Origin of the sequence: Aeromonas sp. 603079, from assembly GCF_049172135.1 — a bacterium.
GTDB classification, from domain to species: Bacteria; Pseudomonadota; Gammaproteobacteria; order Enterobacterales; family Aeromonadaceae; genus Aeromonas; species Aeromonas veronii.
In genome coordinates this window covers 101,391-116,953 of record NZ_JAAKPX010000018.1, presented here as the reverse complement: position 1 = coordinate 116,953, position 15,563 = coordinate 101,391, and the positions used below count along the sequence as shown (strand labels likewise).

At 60.4% G+C, this 15,563-nt stretch carries 13 protein-coding genes; 2 read left to right on the top strand and 11 right to left on the bottom strand.

Annotated elements, in window-relative coordinates:
• Nucleotides 1-157 precede the first annotated feature (157 nt).
• Nucleotides 158-1,291, top strand: coding sequence for a GGDEF domain-containing protein (locus G5287_RS14685; protein WP_421173156.1), 1,134 nt, complete (start codon nucleotides 158-160; stop codon nucleotides 1,289-1,291).
• A 92-nt stretch (nucleotides 1,292-1,383) separates the two neighbouring features.
• Here the strand turns inward: G5287_RS14685 and G5287_RS14680 are convergent, their stop codons facing one another.
• The 8 genes from G5287_RS14680 to G5287_RS14645 all read right to left on the bottom strand — a co-directional run bounded on the left by G5287_RS14680 (nucleotide 1,384) and on the right by G5287_RS14645 (nucleotide 10,066).
• Nucleotides 1,384-2,718 carry an MFS transporter gene (locus tag G5287_RS14680; RefSeq protein ID WP_421173157.1) on the bottom strand — a complete coding sequence of 445 codons (1,335 nt, stop codon included), beginning with the start codon at nucleotides 2,716-2,718 and terminating at the stop codon, nucleotides 1,384-1,386.
• Nucleotides 2,719-2,745: 27 nt separating this feature from the next.
• Complete coding sequence (gene uhpB, locus G5287_RS14675; RefSeq protein ID WP_227340821.1) at nucleotides 2,746-4,266, bottom strand: signal transduction histidine-protein kinase/phosphatase UhpB; 1,521 nt, start codon at nucleotides 4,264-4,266, stop codon at nucleotides 2,746-2,748.
• Nucleotides 4,263-4,853, bottom strand: coding sequence for a transcriptional regulator UhpA (gene uhpA, locus G5287_RS14670; RefSeq protein WP_005334071.1), 591 nt, complete (start codon nucleotides 4,851-4,853; stop codon nucleotides 4,263-4,265). Before uhpA ends, uhpB begins: the two co-directional genes overlap by 4 nt.
• A gap of 192 nt (nucleotides 4,854-5,045) precedes the next feature.
• Entirely contained in the window at nucleotides 5,046-5,441 is a 396-nt protein-coding gene (gene rnk, locus G5287_RS14665; protein ID WP_005334070.1) for a nucleoside diphosphate kinase regulator, read from the bottom strand.
• Nucleotides 5,442-5,686: 245 nt separating this feature from the next.
• Nucleotides 5,687-6,424 (bottom strand): substrate-binding periplasmic protein, encoded by a 738-nt coding sequence (locus tag G5287_RS14660; RefSeq protein ID WP_421208170.1) that lies wholly within the window; start codon nucleotides 6,422-6,424, stop codon nucleotides 5,687-5,689.
• Between the two features lie 82 nt (nucleotides 6,425-6,506).
• Nucleotides 6,507-7,193, bottom strand: coding sequence for a hypothetical protein (locus G5287_RS14655; protein ID WP_421208510.1), 687 nt, complete (start codon nucleotides 7,191-7,193; stop codon nucleotides 6,507-6,509).
• 72 nt (nucleotides 7,194-7,265) lie between these two features.
• Nucleotides 7,266-8,657 carry an alkaline phosphatase gene (locus tag G5287_RS14650; protein ID WP_139732383.1) on the bottom strand — a complete coding sequence of 464 codons (1,392 nt, stop codon included), beginning with the start codon at nucleotides 8,655-8,657 and terminating at the stop codon, nucleotides 7,266-7,268.
• Between the two features lie 11 nt (nucleotides 8,658-8,668).
• Nucleotides 8,669-10,066 carry an alkaline phosphatase gene (locus G5287_RS14645; protein ID WP_421208172.1) on the bottom strand — a complete coding sequence of 466 codons (1,398 nt, stop codon included), beginning with the start codon at nucleotides 10,064-10,066 and terminating at the stop codon, nucleotides 8,669-8,671.
• A 323-nt stretch (nucleotides 10,067-10,389) separates the two neighbouring features.
• Here G5287_RS14645 and ylqF point away from each other — a divergent pair, with 323 nt between their 5' ends.
• Complete coding sequence (gene ylqF / locus G5287_RS14640; RefSeq protein ID WP_421231500.1) at nucleotides 10,390-11,340, top strand: ribosome biogenesis GTPase YlqF; 951 nt, start codon at nucleotides 10,390-10,392, stop codon at nucleotides 11,338-11,340.
• Between the two features lie 159 nt (nucleotides 11,341-11,499).
• Here ylqF and G5287_RS14635 read toward each other — a convergent pair whose 3' ends face one another.
• The 3 genes from G5287_RS14635 to dinG form a co-directional block, all read right to left on the bottom strand.
• Entirely contained in the window at nucleotides 11,500-12,396 is an 897-nt protein-coding gene (locus tag G5287_RS14635; protein WP_227340820.1) for a histone deacetylase, read from the bottom strand.
• A gap of 99 nt (nucleotides 12,397-12,495) precedes the next feature.
• Complete coding sequence (locus G5287_RS14630; RefSeq protein WP_216954052.1) at nucleotides 12,496-13,155, bottom strand: DUF2057 domain-containing protein; 660 nt, start codon at nucleotides 13,153-13,155, stop codon at nucleotides 12,496-12,498.
• Nucleotides 13,156-13,297: 142 nt separating this feature from the next.
• Entirely contained in the window at nucleotides 13,298-15,370 is a 2,073-nt protein-coding gene (gene dinG / locus G5287_RS14625) for an ATP-dependent DNA helicase DinG (RefSeq protein ID WP_421173160.1), read from the bottom strand.
• Between the last annotated feature and the right edge of the window lie 193 nt (nucleotides 15,371-15,563).

The following is a 15,563-nucleotide window of genomic DNA, read 5'->3' as shown; positions in this document are numbered from 1 at the left end:
TATCCATGATGGTAGACCTCAAGGTGATGGCCTACTTCAAGATTAGCCTTTCAACACGTAATTGGGACAGAGCCTTTATTATGAAAACCATCAAGTCCCACTGGGTCTTGGCAAACGCTTCTCATATACTCAGTTACCCTCTCTGCATGGCTTTGGTATGGACGCCTCACTACTGCTTAAGCTGGATATTTTTACCTTGATGATCATGGCCTTGTGTGGCTATTGTCTCGGTTTCCTGACTCTTACCATCATTCGTGTTACCCACAACGATATTCCCGGTGTCGGGGTCTGGTGGTGGTCCAGTCTGTTTGCCATGCTGGGTCAGGCTGGATTTGCCAGCTTGCTGCTGACCCCCACCCCCTATGGCTCCTGGGTTGGCAATGTCTTCCTGATTTTTCATGTGTCGCTGCTGCTGGTTGCCCAGCGCTGTTTCTTCCGGCAATCGCCAGGCTGGCCTGCCTGCTGGGGATTCATCCTGCTGTTTGCCGCCATCATGACCTGGTCGGTCGCCATCGATGGCCGGATTGCTGTGCGGGTGATGATCAGCAGCGCCACCTTCCTCATGCTCAGTACGCTCATCATCTGGCAGCTCTGGCGTCACGGCCGACCCGATTATCAGGTGGCGGTCTGGGTGCTGATTGGCCTCAATCTGGTGCTGATTGCCATGACATTGATGCGGATGTTTACCGTGTGGGGCGAGGTGATCGAAAGCCCGTTCCAGCGTCAGTTGTTCAACGTGTTGCCCTATGTCTCCATGCTGGTGGGTAGCTCCATGCTTACCTTCGGGGTGCTGCTGCTCTGCAACCAGCACCGGGCGCTGGAGCTGCGCTATCAGGCCAGTCATGACCCGCTGACCGGCTTGTTCAATCGCCGTGGTTTTATGGAGCGTCTGGCCCGGGGACGCCCTGCACAACAGGGGGCGTTGGTGGTGCTCGATCTGGATGACTTCAAGCAGATCAACGATCGGCATGGTCATGAGGTGGGTGATCGGGTGCTGGAGCGGGTCGGGTTGGCACTGCGCGAGCTGGAGGGGGTATTGGCGGGCCGCTTTGGGGGTGAGGAGTTTGTGCTGCTGTTTCGCCATGTCGCCGCAGAGGAGGCCATCGCCCGTTGCCAGTCACTGCTGGTTCAGCTTGCGGCCAGCGAGGTGGAGGGGATTCATATCACCGTCAGCATGGGTATTGCTTACTGGCAGGGGGAGTGGCACTTTGACAGCCTGTTCAGCCGTGCGGATGACGCTCTCTATCGGGCCAAGCGGGAAGGAAAGAACCGGGTCTGTCAGGCTGCCTGATGCAGGAATAGGTTCAGGAATAAAATCAGGGCGCGGTGATCCGCGCCCTGATTGTTTCTGTTTGCCGGATATAGCTCGTCAGCTGCCGTCCATTACTCTGACGCAGCTTGAGCTGTTCTCGGTGCCTGCGCCTTGAGGAAGGGGAGCAGCAACAGGGCCGAGACGCCCGCTGCCACCGAGATCACCACGAAGAAGCCGTTCCAGTGCCAGATCTCCATCACCTTGGCCAGCGGATAGCCTGACAGCGCCGCCCCCATGTAGGCAAACAGGCCGACAAAGCCGGTGGCGGCCCCCGCCGAGTTTTTGTGGGAGCACTCCGCTGCCGCCATGCCGATCAGCATCTGGGGGCCGAACACGAAAAAGCCGATGGTGAAGAAGCAGGCCGCCTGCATCACGTAGCTGAAGAAGGGCATCAGCCAGAGCGATCCCACCGCCAGCAGGATCCCCACCGCAAAGATGAGGTTCATCGGGCCACGGTTGCCGTTGAACAGCTTGTCCGATCCCCAGCCCGCCACCAGGGCGCCGATAAAACCCCCTACCTCGAACATGGAGATGGCCGAGTTGGCGCTCATCAGATTGAAGCCGCGCTGCTCGGTCATGTAGAGGTTGCCCCAGTCGTTGATGGCGGTGCGCACCACATAGACCAGCACGTAACAGCAGGCCAGCAGCCAGATATAGGGGTTGCCGAGCACATATTTGCGCAGGATCTGGCGATGGGAGAGCCCCGCATCCTGGGTCTGCTGGGCCAGCTCCATGGCATCCTTGCGCCACTCGCCCACCGACGGCAGTCCCATGGCCGCCGGGGTATCCCGCAGCCGCCAGCAGAGCAGCAGACCGGCTGCAATGGCGATAAGGCCGGGCACTATCATGCCGTAGCGCCAGCCATGCTGCAGGGCCAGGGTGCTGACGATAAGGGGGATGAGCGCCCCGCCGGCGTTGTGGGCTGTGTTCCAGGCCGACCACCAGACGCCCCGCTCGCTGCGCGAATACCAGCTGGTGAGCAGTTTGGAGCAGGGTGGCCAACCCCAGCCCTGAAAGAAGGCGTTGGCCACCCAGAGGGCGGCAAACATCCAGAGAGCGGACGAGAGGCCGAACAGGATATTGATGACGCCGGTGGCCATCAGTCCGACACCCATAAAGTAGCGCGGGTTGGCGCGGTCACTGATGATGCCGGAGAAGAACTTGGAGCAGCCGTAGGTGATGTAGAACAGGGTCCAGAGCATGCCGATGTCTGACTTGTCCAGCATGTCGCTCGCCAGCATGTCCGGCATGGCGAAGTTGAAACTCTTGCGGGTGAAGTAGAAGACCGCATAGCCCAGATACATGGTCAGCAGCAGATGCAGCCGCCAGTGACGATAGGTGGCGTCGATCTCGGCCTGCTCGCGGATCGGCGGTTGCGCCGGTGCGCTTCTCATAAAGCTCAGCATGGGGCTCCTCCCTGATGAAGGGCGAGGTTACTCATGGCTCTCCTCCCGCTTGCGGCAGGGGAGATTGACCGTCAACTGGGTGCCGTGGACGCAGGAGAGCTGCAAGGTGCCTCCCAGCGCCTGCACCCGCTCGCGAATACCGAGCAGACCATAGCCCTGCGCCGCGCGGCTTTGCGGCAAGCCGCGACCATCATCCTCCAGCACCAGCTGCAGCTGTTCTTCACCGTGCCGCGTCCGGATTGTCACCGAGTGGGCGTTGGCATGCTTGACCACGTTGTTGAGCCCCTCCTGACAGACCCGAAACAGGGTGACCCGCTGGGCATCAGAGAGATCGCTGTCCGCCAGCTGCCACTCCAGCCGGGTGACGATGCCGTGGCGCTCCAGCTCCAGCTCTCTGAGCAGTGCCCGTACCGCTTGCTCCAGGGTCATGTCGTCGAGCTGGCGCGGGCGCAGGCGACCGAGCAGACCGCGCACCGCGTCGTAGATGCCAAGGGAGAGGGTATCGATCAGGGCGCTGCTCTGGCCCACACCCGCATTGTCGGGGGCGAGGCGGCGAACAATACCGGCCTGGGTACGAATGGCTGTGATGGTCTGGCCGATGTCGTCGTGCAGCTCGCGCGCCACCTCCTTGCGGATGCTCTCCTCGGTCTCCAGCAACCGCTCGGTGAGTTGGCGATTGTGGGCAAGCTGGCGGGTCAGCGCCTGATTGAGCTCGCGCTGGCGCTGGATCCCGGCGCCCAGCAGCAGGCCGGTGAGACTCTGGGCCAGCAGGGAGAGCAGCAGATCGAGGGGGTGATCGTGCCAGGCCTGGCTCGCCAGCAGGGCGATGGTGTTCATCAGGGTTGCGAGCAGCGCCCCCTGCCAGCCGTAGCGCCACGCCATGGCGATGATAGGGATGGCCAGACAAAACGGGGTAAATCGCACCAGCGAGTTGGGCAGTCCCAGCTGAAGCCATAGGCTCAGCACGAATAACAGCAGATACCAGACCAGATGGCGAAAGCGCCAGTCTACCGGCTGATCCACCAGTGCAGGACCGAGCGGCACCCAGGTGGCGCGGGTAAGGTAGTGCCAGATCAGCATGCAGGTGGAGGTGAGGGTGAGCCCGCCGGTGAGGGTGAGCAGCAGGGCCGAGAGGCCATCTTCTCCCGCCAGATGCCAGAGCAGGGATTGCAGCAGGGCTGCCACCGAGACGGTGGCGAGCAGCAACAGCAGTTGCTGCCAGTCGTTGCGCACCGGCTGGCGGCGGGCAATCAGCAGGGGGAGCAGGGTGAGCAGGCTGCCGGTCAGCAACCACTGCCAGTGGGGCAGCCCAACCTCCAGATTGATCCAGTAGAGCAGCCCCCCTTCACAGAGCAGCAGCGGCAGCCAGTAGCGACCGGGACTTTGCAACAGCAGGCCGAGACGCAGGCCGAAGGGGAACAGCAGCACCGCCAGTGCCGGGCCGCCCGCCAGATGCAGGCTGATGCTCCACAGGCAAAACCAGCCGGCGGCAAAGATGAAGCAGGCCGCCAGCGCGATGGCGACATAGCTGGCAAAACGGGAGATCACCAGCTATCCAGCATGCGGTGGGCCAGCTCGACGTTGTTGCTGACCTTGAGCTTGTCCATCAGGTTGGCGCGATGGACGTGAACCGTCTTGGGGGAGAGTCCAAGCTGCTCGGCAATGGCCTTCACCTCCAGCCCCTGTGCCAGCAACTGGGCAATCTCCCGCTCCCGATTGGTGAGGGGATCCCGGCTGCTGCTGGCCAGTTTCTGGGCGATGTCCGGCGTCAGATAACACCCCCCCTGGGCGGCGGTACGCACCGCGGCGATCAGCTCGTCCGGACTGCAGCGTTTGGAGAGAAATCCCTTGGCGCCGGTTTGCAGTGCCTGCTCGATGAGGGCCGGGCTGTCGTGCACCGAGAGCATCACCACGGCCAGACCGGAGGGGAGCTGCTTGAGCAGATCCAGCCCCGATTGGTCGGGCATCGAGATGTCGCAGACGCAGACGCGCGCCCCGCTGCCGGGCAGGCCGGCAAGGGCATCGCTGGCGGAGCCGAATTCGGCGACCACCTGCAGGTCGGGCTCCAGATTGAGCAGTTGGGCAAAACCGGATCGGACGATCTGGTGATCGTCGATAAGGGCAATTTTTATCATGATGTCAGCCTGAAATTCGGTGCGTCATGACCATGACGCGGCCAACAAGATACCTGCCCCTCGAGTCAGGCTCAAGCAGCAGCAGGAAAAGGGGCTAAAAACCGGGGAGCAAGGTGAACAAAGCTTGATCGGGATCAGCTGGCAAGGGCGAGCAAGCGGGCTGATCAACAGGGGATGACCAGCCCGTGGGACTCAGCGGTGCAGCTCGCCGGCGCGCTCCGGCTGATAGACCACTTCCAGAATTTCGACCTCGATGGTGCGACCGGCCGGGCCCGGCCAGGCGATGCTGTCGCCCACTTTCAGACCGAGCAGGGCGCTGCCCACCGGCGCCAGTACCGAGATGTTGCTCTCGTCGCCCTTGGCATCGCGCGGGTAGACCAGGGTGAGGCAGAACTCGTTGCCGCTGCTCTGCATCTTGAAGCGTACCTTGCTGTTCATGGTGACCACGTCCGGCGGCATGTCGGCCGGTTCGCGGATCTCGGCGCGGTCCAGCTCCTCTTGCAGGGCGAGATGCTGCGGGTGGTTGCCGAGCAGTTGTTCGATACGGTCCAGATCAAGGCTGGAGATAACCAGATGAGGTTGTTTCATAAGATATTCCTTATCAATAGCGGATAGGCCCATACCGGCGGGTGCAGGTTGGCCATCACGCAAAGTGTTACAAAAATGGATTCAACAGGTTCAATCGATTGAAAATGCCATGCCCCCAAGCGACTCGCGGCCGAAGGAGCGAGGCGGGGGCTCAGCAGGGTGTGAGCAAATGCGAGGAAATAGCGAGTATTTTCATGGGGCTACCATAACCATTCTGGCCGGCCTTGGCAACCGTGATTGAGTGACTACTCAGGAACCTGATAGTTGTACTGACGGATGATCCGCGCCAGTGTGCCATCATGGCGCATCTCGTCAATCACGGCTTGCCAGCGACGCCCTTCGGTGAAGGGAAAATCCTTGCTGGCCGCGATAAATAACTGGGTACGCATCAAGGATTCGCCTTTTACTATCTCATCGATGGAAAATCCGCCCGTCTGCTGGTTGTAGAGGATGACGTTCCAGGCTGCGACCCAGGCATCGATGCGTCCTCGTTGCAGTTTGAGGGCATTGAGGTCTTCGGTGGCGACGGTTTGGCTGGCGAGATTCAGCCTCTGCTTGAGCAGATACTGGCCGAAGGAGTGACGCAAGGTGCCCACCTTGAGTGAAGGAAGCGCGTTTATCATGAGTGGGGTGGGATGCTTGTGGCGATTGCTGACAATGAGGAACTCTTCATCAAGGATGGGGGAAACCCAGTAGTAGAGATGCTCCCGTTGAGAGCTGCGTACTGGCGGTATCAGCAGTACATCCTTGCGATGGGCGGTTTGGGTGAGGGCTCGGGCCAGCGGCATCAGCTCGATGGTGAGCGGCTCTTTGAGGCGCCGGGCGGCCTCCTCCATGATCTCGATGGCGACACCGCTTGGTTTGCCGTGAGAGGAGCGAATGACGTAAGGGGGCAGCTCGGCCGCCACCAGCACAATAGCCTGGGCACCGGTGTTCACCAGCAACAACAGCAGGGCAAAAAAGGGCAGGCAGAGAGCGCGCATCAAGGTCGTGAGCCAGAGTCGAATATGCAGAGTGTAACATTCCTGCCTGCGTTGTCGTTGTGCCCGCTGAGGGGTTGGGATCTCAGTCGAAGAAATCCCGCAGATCGCGCACTTCGTAATCAGCGAGTTGCTGCCAGGGGAGCTGAGCAGGCAGCTTGCGCAGGGTCACCTCCATCCGGTAGCTGCGATAGCCGTCGAGACTGGCTGACTCGACCACCAGCGGGATCTGCCACTGACTCGACCAGAGAATCCGGGTTCGTTGCTGCCCTTCGCGCTTTTCATACCAGCGGGCCTGCTCGGGGGCGGCCTCATCCAGCGGGGTCATCCCCTCGAGCAGCGCCGGGTTGACGAGATGGCGGAGCCGCGGCCAGTCGGGTTTGAAGGCCACCTGGCCATACTCTTCCACCGGCACCTCAACCAGTTGGTTGTGCCAGCTGTCGGCATAACGCAGCTGAAGTTCACCCTCATCACTGCGACTGACCCAGCGGGCCGCCATCTGGTGGGTAAAGTGCTTGTGGCCGGGGGTGGCGTCGTGAGTGGCGTGATAGGCACGGGCAAGGGGGAGGGGAATGAGCCGCTGGCTCCACACCTGATTGCCCACGCGCAGCCACTTCTCTTGCCAGACACTCTCTCTGGCGATGCCATCGCTGCCGGTGTTCCGGTCGTGATAGCTGATCCGGGCGGCGAGATCCGGGGGCGTGTCGTCAGCATGCAGGGGGAAGGCGAAGGTGCTGCCAAGCAGCCATAACGAAAGCAAAAGTCGCATCATCATCTGTCGCTCGAAAGAGCCGGGGCCCGGGCCGCTGAGTCGATTGCTCAGATGCACCCGGGCCCCTGCTGCTTACAGGCCGAGCGCCTCCCGCAGTTTGCCAAACACCTTGGTGTTATCCAGCGTGCCCTTGAAGCGGTTGCTGCCGGCGCCATCGGCAAACAGCATCACATCGCCGCCGCCGTGGGTTTCCGATGTCAGTTTGACGCCGGTCTCCTGCAGATAGTCATTGGCCATCACCTGATCGCTGGTGAGGACGGGGCGTACATCGGGGCGGTTGGGGCCGTTACCGAACACCAGGGTGGTGAAGGGCTTGCCATCCACGTCGTTCTGGGTCGAGCCATCGCCATTTTTAACCAGATCCAGCACCGGATTACCCTTGGCGGAGTAGCCGTTAATGGTCATGGTGTGGTCATGGTCGGCGGTGACCACGATCAGGGTATTGCTGAGATCCACTTTACCCAGCGCCGTCTTGACCGCCTCATCCAGTGCCACTGCGTCGGTGAGCGAGCGCTTGGCATTGGTGCCGTGCAGGGCGTGATCGATACGGCCACCCTCTACCATCAGGAAGTAACCCTGACTGTTCTTGCTCAGCAGGTCGATCGCCTTGGCGGTCATTTCGGAGAGGGACGGCTGGGTATTGGCTGCCCCCTTGGCGACCCGATCCAGCTCGTAGTCCAGGTGGGATTTGCTACTGAACAGACCGAGCACCTTGCCGCTGGTGACCTTGGCCAGTTCGCTTTGGGTGGTGACATAGCTGTATCCCTGCGCCTTCATCTCGGCGGTCAGGTCGCGGTTGTCATTGCGACCGCCCTTGTTGCTGGCGCTGTAGGGGGTCCAGTGGTTGGCACCACCGCCCATCAGTACATCGACCCCATCCCCCAGCGCCTGGTTGAAACCAGTTCCTCCCGGAACAGCTTGTGCGGCGATGTCATAAGCGGCATCCCGATGGCAGATGTGGGCGTAGGTAGCCGCCGGGGTGGCGTGGGTCAGCTCAGTAGTGGTGACGGCTCCGACCGATTTGCCTGCCGCCTTGGCCAGCTCCAGGATGGTGGGCACCGGCTTGCCATTATCGCTGCTGCAATTGTTGACGGTTTTGTTGCCATTGACGTCTTTGCCGGGGGCGACGGCTTTGGTGTCGCTGCTCATGGCGATCACCTCGTTGTTCATCTTGACCCCGGTGGTGTAGGCCGCCATTGAGGGGGCCGAGTCGGTGGTCTGGGCATCGTTGGAGAAGGTCTTGATGCGGGCACTGCGCGGCAGTTTCATCATCTCCAGATTGCCCTCTTCTCCCACCTTGAACAGGCGGGTGGCGGTGAGCACGGTAGGCCCCATGCCATCACCGATAAAGAGAATGACGTTTTTGGCATCACCGGCCTGTGCCTGGGAGGTTGCGCCCAGTGCACTGAACAGGGCGGCGCAGACCAGCGTGTGCTTGATGGATGTGTTCATCTGTTTGCTCATGAAAGTGCTCCTTACAGCTTGGCCGCAGCCTTGATCTTGCCGAACACGGCGGTGTTGTCGAGTGAGCCATGGAAGCTGTCAGCCCCCTTGCCGATGGCGCCGAGGAAGACATCTGTGCCGCCGTGGGTCTCGTTGCCGATCTCGCCCACCTTGACCACCACTTCCTGGTGGTAGTCATTGGCGGAGACGGTGGCATCGTCGAGCGGGGCGACGCTGCTGCGCGGGCCATCCAGCCGGTTGTAGCCGTTGCCAAAACCTATGATGGTGTAGGGCATGCCCTCGCTATCCTTGCTTGGCTCGCCAGTCTCGTAGTTCTTCACCAGCCCGAGTACGCCGGGGTTGTCGGCGGTGGTCTTGCCGGTGCGCTTGGCATAGCCGTTGAGCACGAGCGTGTGGTCGTGATCGGCGGTGACCACGATCAGGGTGTTTTTCAGCTCGGGGTCGCTCTTTTTCACCTCGTCGATGGCGGCTTTGATGGCGTTGTCGAAGGCGATGGTGTCTTGCAGCGCCCGCTTGGCGTTGGTGTCGTGCAGGGCGTGGTCGATGCGGCCCCCTTCCACCATCAGGAAGTAACCCTTCTCTTTGCCCTTGAGCTGCTTGATGGCGGCCAGGGTCATCTGGGCCAGTGACGGCTCGCTGGCAGGGCGGTCCAGGTCATATTTCATGTGGCTGGAACCAAACAGACCCAGCAGCGGCTTGCCCGCATCGGCCTTGTTCAGCTCATCCAGATTGCTGGCAAACTGGTAGCCCTTGGCCTGCATTTCGCTGATGAGGTTGCGGCCATCCTCCCGCTTGCCCTTGTCGGCTTTGGGCAGGAAGAAACTGCTGCCGCCACCGAGCACCACATCCAGCCCCTCCTTGAGGGCGCTGTTGTAGCCTTTGCCGCCCGGTACCAGCTGGACGGCGATATCTGCCTCCAGATCCCGGTTGCAGATATGGGCATAGGTAGCCGCCGGGGTGGCGTGGGTCACCCGGGTACTGGTTACCACGCCGGTACCGCGGCCATCGGCTTTGGCCAGCTCCAGCAGGGTCGTCACCGGCTTGCCGGCGCTCTTGCTGCAGTCGCTTTCATAGGTGGCGTCGCCGTCCATGCTGATGACGCCGTTGTTGCTCTTGACCCCGGTCATGTAGGCCGCCATGGAGGGGGCCGAGTCAGTGACCTGGGCATCGTGGGAGAAGGTCTTGATAAAGGCCGTTTCTGGCAGGGTATCGATGGTGAGATCACCCTCTTCGCCGACACCGTAGATGCGGGCTGCCGTCAGGGTGTTGAGGCCCATGCCGTCACCGAGGAAGAAGATGACGTTGGTGGGTTGGGCTGCGGGCTTGGTCGCCACCGTGTCATTGTCTGATTTGCAGCCGGCAGCCAGGGCGGCGCCGATCATCACTGCAAGTCCTGCCATTTTTCTCATTGGGGTTCGCTCCTTGTAAAACCTGAGCGCAGCCTAGAGGGGGCAGATGACACTTTTACTGACTATCGGTGACGGTTGTGTGAAAAAGTGATGAAAATGTTACACTATATCAATGTGTTATCTGTCAATTGAGCCAGTTGGTCCGGTCGCTTCCGGCAAGGTCGCTCCGCCTCGGCGGTTTGCTGATTTGATGAGGTGATGGTTAGAATGACCTGTCAAAAGAGGCCCGCAGCAGGTAAAATGCGCCCCCTTCGTTAGATGCCCGCGGCAGAGCGCCTGTTGTTCCATGCGCCCCCCCGCAGCCCCCACAGAGAGTAACGGATATGTCCATCAACTGGTTCCCCGGTCACATGCACAAGGCCCGCAAAGAGATTGCCGAGGTCATGCCCCAGGTCGATGTGATCATCGAGATGCTCGATGCCCGCATCCCCTTCTCCAGCGAAAACCCGCTGGTGCCCGAGCTGCGTGGTGATACCCCTGTGATCAAGGTGCTGAACAAGGCGGACCTGGCCGATCCGGCGATCACCGATCTGTGGGTGGCGCACATGGAAAAAGAGAAGGGGATCAAGGCGCTGCCGCTGACGCAACAAGAGCCGGAGAAGATCAAGCAACTGCTGACTCTCTGCCACGAGATGCTGCCGGAGCGCAATTTTGAGCTGCGCGGCGTGCGGGCGATGATCATGGGGATCCCCAACGTGGGCAAGTCCACTCTGATCAATACCCTGGCGGGGCGCATCATCGCCCGTACCGGCAACGAGGCGGGGGTGACCAAGTCCCAGCAGCGGATCAAGCTGGATAACAACGTTATCCTGACCGATACCCCGGGTTTCCTCTGGCCCAAGCTCAACCCGCCCTCCTGCGGTTATCGTCTGGCCATCACTGCGGCCATCAAGGACACGGTTTTCGACTATGCCGATATCGCCATGTTTGCCGCCGATTACTTCATCAAGGCCTATCCGGAGCGGATCAAGGCGCGCTACCAGATTGACGAGTTGCCCGAGACCGAGATCGAGCTGCTGGAGATGATCGCCCGCCAGCGGGCGTTTATGCGCAAAGGGGGGCTGGCCGACCTGCACAAGGCGTCCGAGATCCTGATCAACGAGTTCCGCTCCGGCTTGCTTGGCCGCATCTCGTTGGAGACGCCGGAGATGGTGAGCGTCGACATTGTCGAAGCCGCCGCAGAAGCCGAGCAAAAAGCCAAAGAGAAGGCCGAGCGGGAAGAGGAGCGTCAGGCCCGCGCCCGCCGCAAGTACGCCCGCAAGCGTCAGAAATAGTTATCCTCAGGCGTCCCGAGCTTGCCTGACAACGAGCGAGCTTGTGTGACCGAGATGACGGAACACGAAGAGGCGACCCCAGGGGTCGCCTCTTCTGTTTTATCTAGAGAAATCTCCTCCCACTCTGATGGCGTGTCCGCGCCATATAAAGCCATGCCATCAGCCAAAACGATGGCGCGCCGTCTCAAACAGCGACATATGAAGCGGGATCAGCTGTCGCCAGTCGCGGCGATAGCCGCCACCGGGCACCGCCGCGATGGGCAACCCATGCTTGATTGCACAGCCAAATACCATGGCATCGCGCAGGCGAACCCCTGCATCGCTCAAGGAGAGATAACCAAGCTCGTCGGCATGATGCACATCGACGCCCGCCTGATAGAGGATGAGATCCGGCGAATAGAGCCGCAGTGCCAGCGAGAGTGCCTGTTGCAGTGTGGTGAGATAGGCATCGTCCGTCATGCCGCTTGGCAGCGGAAAGTCGAGGTGAGAGGCGGCTTTGTGATGGGGAAAGTTGTGCTCCCCATGAAGGGATAGGGTGATGATATCGCGCCGTCCGGCGCACAGGGCTGCACTGCCATCTCCTTGATGCACATCGAGATCGACGATCAGCACCTGTTCGCAGCGCCCCTCGTCGAGGCAAGCCTGCGCCGCAATCACCAGATCGTTGAACAGGCAAAAACCGCTGCCGTGATCGCGATGGGCGTGGTGATAGCCGCCGGAGATCTGCAAGCCGCATCCCTGCTCAAGAGCATGGCGGCTGGCGGCAACGGTGGCACCCACCGAGCGCAAGGTGCGCTCTATCAGAATGGGTGACCAGGGAAAACCGATCTTGCGGATGGCGCGATCTTCCAGCTGGCCGCTCAGGGCCGCCGCGACATAATCAGCATCGTGAATGCGACAGATTTGCTCCCGGGTGGCCGACGGCGCTTCGCCAAGGGGGTAACCCTGCACCTGCAAGCGCTCAAACAGCCCCTGATACTTGGCCAGCGGGAAGCGATGGCGTTCGGGCAGGGCCAGGGAGGAGTAGAGGGGGTGATAGAAAATATGCAGTGACATCAGGGCATTGTTCCATCGATGCAGAGATGAACCTGGATATGAAAAAGGGGAGCCAAGCTCCCCTTGTCATTCACGACGGGTCAGGATGATGTTTCCGGATTACTGCTGCTGGATAACCCAGATCTGGAAGGCTTTGCGGGTTTCCGCATCGGCCTTGTTGTACCAGTTTTGCAGTTGGGTCAGGGCTTCCGGATTGCTTTGCGCCTTGCTGGGCGCGGCTTGGGCCGGTGCGCTGGCGGCAGCCATCACGGCAGCAGAGGAGACGGCAACGGTTTTGGGCTGGTTGAAAGCTTTGCCCATGTTGATCAGCTCTTGCTGATAGTCACGGGTCAGCTGGAAGCCCTCTACTTTCGGCATTACGAACTGTTCACTGCTCACTTGCTGTCCTGTGACCTTGTCTTTCAGCGCCACTTTCTGATCTTTCAGGAACTGTTTGGCTTCTGCTTCATTGCGGGGCTTTTTATAGTCCAGCACCAGCTGCTGATTGTCGGCTGCAGTGAAGTTCAGCACCAGCGGCTCGGCGGTCACCAGCTTGATTTCGTTACGGCTGGAGTAGTTGCCTTCAAAGGCGACGACCAACTGGTGCTTGCCGGCAGAGAGGGGGAAGGTGCTGGTTTTGTCGAGCAGCTGGGGGTTGATGGATTGGCCATCAATCAACTGCACGATGTAAGGGGTGGATACTTCCAGTTTGGCATCAGCCAAGGCGCTACCGGCCCACAACAGACCAGCCAGCGCCGGTACCAGAACAGTCAGTTTCATTTCATCTCCTTGAACAGTCAGGCGATTGCCCACTGAAAACAGGGGCTCATTTTTACAGGTTTGGTCTACTGCGGCAATGGCTCTTTCTGGAGGTGTATGTTCGTGCAGTTGTCAGTTCATTTATCAATAACGGCATGCTTATTTATTCGATCCGCCGTGTAAACGGGGGGAGGGCATCAAGTAACCCCTTGCCATAACGTTTGGTCAGCAGACGCCGGTCAAGAATGGTGACTCGCCCCCGATCGGCCTCTTTGCGGATGAGGCGGCCACAGGCCTGGATCAGTTTGCGCGATGCCTCCGGCACCGTCAGTTGCAGAAAGGGGTTGCCTCCTCGCTGCTCCACCCACTCGGCGGTAGCCTCCTCGACCGGCGAGTTGGGCACCGCAAAGGGGAGTTTGGTGATCACCAGATTGGTGAGGTAGTGACCCGGCAGATCCAGCCCCTCCGAGAAGCTGCCGGTACCAAACAGGATGCTGGCTTGACCGCCATCGCATTTCTGCTTGTGCAGGGTGAGCAGGGCATTGCGGGAGGCTTCCCCCTGCACCAGCAGTGACAGTCCCTTGGCTCGCAAGCCAACGGCCACCTCATTCATCTGGCGGTAGGAGGAGAAGAGCACCAGACTCGCCTCCTTGCCCGCCAGAATACGTGGCAGCACGCTGATGAGTTCATTGGTAAAGGCTGGTGAGTTGGGTTCGTGCTCCATCTTGGGCAGATAGAGCTCGGCTTTCTGGTAGTCAAAGGGGGAGCGCAGGCGCAGATAGCGGGTACCGTCGTGCTCCTTGAGCCCCACCTGATGGCGAAAATAACTAAAGGAAGAGAGTGCTGTGAGGGTCGCGGAGACCAGTACGGCTCCCAGACATTTCGACCAGAGCCACTCCTCCAGCAGATAGCCCACCTCTATCGGTGAAGCGTGCAGCCAGATATCGCCGTCATCGCTCTTGGCCATCCAGCGGGCGAGCGGGGTTTTGCCGGTCGGCACATGGCGCCCCAGCATCTCCCAGAGGGCGCAGAAACTCTCCAGCCGCTGCAGATGAAAACCGCTCTCTGCCAACAGGGGTTCGGCCTCCTTGCGGCGGATCTCGCCATCTTTCAGCGCTTCACCTATGGCCCCTTGCATCCGATCCAGCGCTCGCAGCGCCTTCTTGCTCGACTCCTTGAGATTCTCCGCCAGCATGGGCAGGGGATCCGGCAATACCCCTTCGACGAAGCGGTAGTGGGGTTCCGTGCCAAACAGCCGATCGTTGGCGCTGAGCCACTGCTCGACCGCCTTCAGATCAGGCTGGATGGTGGCCAGTGCATCCTGCAGTTTGAGTTGGGGGTCGAGCAGGCTCTCCTTATTAAGAGTCCGCGCCAGCTTGCCTGCACTTTGTACCAGCTTCTCCAGCCAGCGACGCGAGCCTTTGACGCTGGCCGACGCTGCGCCGTGATCCCGGGCGATGGTGGGCAGGTGATGGGCCTCATCCAGCACATAGATGCACTCATCAGGGGGCGGCAGAATGATGCCGCCGCCCATGGTGAGATCGGAGAGCAGTAGCGCATGGTTGACGACCAGCACATCGGCGCTCTCCATGTCGTTGCGGGCGCGATGAAAGGGGCAGTGCTGGTGATGGCTCAGCGCCTTGTTGCAGGTGTGGCGGTCTGCGGCGATGCGATCCCAGCAAGTGTCGGGAATGGGCTCCGGCCAGTTGTCCCGATCCCCGTCCCACTTGCCATTGGTGTAGGCCTGCCACAGCGCCTGGTAGCGATCCTTGTCGCTGTCCGATGGTTTGGATTTGCTCAAACTGCCAAAGTCGAGCTCGAAGTTGGCCATCTCGGCGCCACTGGCTGCCTGCTCCAGCAGATGCTCGCAACAGTAGCGTTGACGCCCCTTGACCAGCATAAAGCGAAACGGAAGCTCGCTGTGGCGGTGGTAAAAAGGAAGGTCTTTGTGGATCAGCTGCTCTTGCAGGGCCACTGTGGCGGTGGAGATCACCAGCTTCTTCTGGGTGAGTCGCGCCACCGGAATGGCGCCCTGCGCATAGGAGAGGGATTTGCCGATACCGGTACCCGCTTCGGCAACCAGAATACGGCGTTGTTTGTCGTACTCGCCGGTCAGGGTTTTGGCTATCTCGGCCACCAGAAAGTTCTGCTCTTTGCGCGGCACAAAACCGGGTAATCCATCCGAAATCTGGCGATAGGTTTGACGAATGGTTGCTTTGAGGCGAGTAGAGAGCATGAAGAGAAGGCCAGTTAGGGGTTAATCGAAGGACAAGGATACCCGCAACCCCTCGGTGAGGTCGAGGCAACAGCCATTATCACGGAGTTTTACGCTGATCAGACCACTTTGGTTGTTTATCAGGTAGTTAGCGTCATTTGCATGAAAAATAGACTATTTGAGTCCAAATAATCAGCAGGATTCATTGTAAACG

What these genes read in the sequence shown, in the direction of transcription:
- G5287_RS14685 (WP_421173156.1), top strand. Translation starts at nt 158, where the DNA reads ATGGACGCCTCACTACTGCTTAAGCTGGATATTTTTACCTTGATGATC.
- G5287_RS14680 (WP_421173157.1), bottom strand. Translation starts at nt 2,718, where the DNA reads ATGCTGAGCTTTATGAGAAGCGCACCGGCGCAACCGCCGATCCGCGAG.
- uhpA (WP_005334071.1), bottom strand. Translation starts at nt 4,853, where the DNA reads ATGATAAAAATTGCCCTTATCGACGATCACCAGATCGTCCGATCCGGT.
- rnk (WP_005334070.1), bottom strand. Translation starts at nt 5,441, where the DNA reads ATGAAACAACCTCATCTGGTTATCTCCAGCCTTGATCTGGACCGTATC.
- G5287_RS14660 (WP_421208170.1), bottom strand. Translation starts at nt 6,424, where the DNA reads ATGCGCGCTCTCTGCCTGCCCTTTTTTGCCCTGCTGTTGTTGCTGGTG.
- G5287_RS14655 (WP_421208510.1), bottom strand. Translation starts at nt 7,193, where the DNA reads ATGATGCGACTTTTGCTTTCGTTATGGCTGCTTGGCAGCACCTTCGCC.
- G5287_RS14650 (WP_139732383.1), bottom strand. Translation starts at nt 8,657, where the DNA reads ATGAGCAAACAGATGAACACATCCATCAAGCACACGCTGGTCTGCGCC.
- G5287_RS14645 (WP_421208172.1), bottom strand. Translation starts at nt 10,066, where the DNA reads ATGAGAAAAATGGCAGGACTTGCAGTGATGATCGGCGCCGCCCTGGCT.
- ylqF (WP_421231500.1), top strand. Translation starts at nt 10,390, where the DNA reads ATGTCCATCAACTGGTTCCCCGGTCACATGCACAAGGCCCGCAAAGAG.
- G5287_RS14635 (WP_227340820.1), bottom strand. Translation starts at nt 12,396, where the DNA reads ATGTCACTGCATATTTTCTATCACCCCCTCTACTCCTCCCTGGCCCTG.
- G5287_RS14630 (WP_216954052.1), bottom strand. Translation starts at nt 13,155, where the DNA reads ATGAAACTGACTGTTCTGGTACCGGCGCTGGCTGGTCTGTTGTGGGCC.
- dinG (WP_421173160.1), bottom strand. Translation starts at nt 15,370, where the DNA reads ATGCTCTCTACTCGCCTCAAAGCAACCATTCGTCAAACCTATCGCCAG.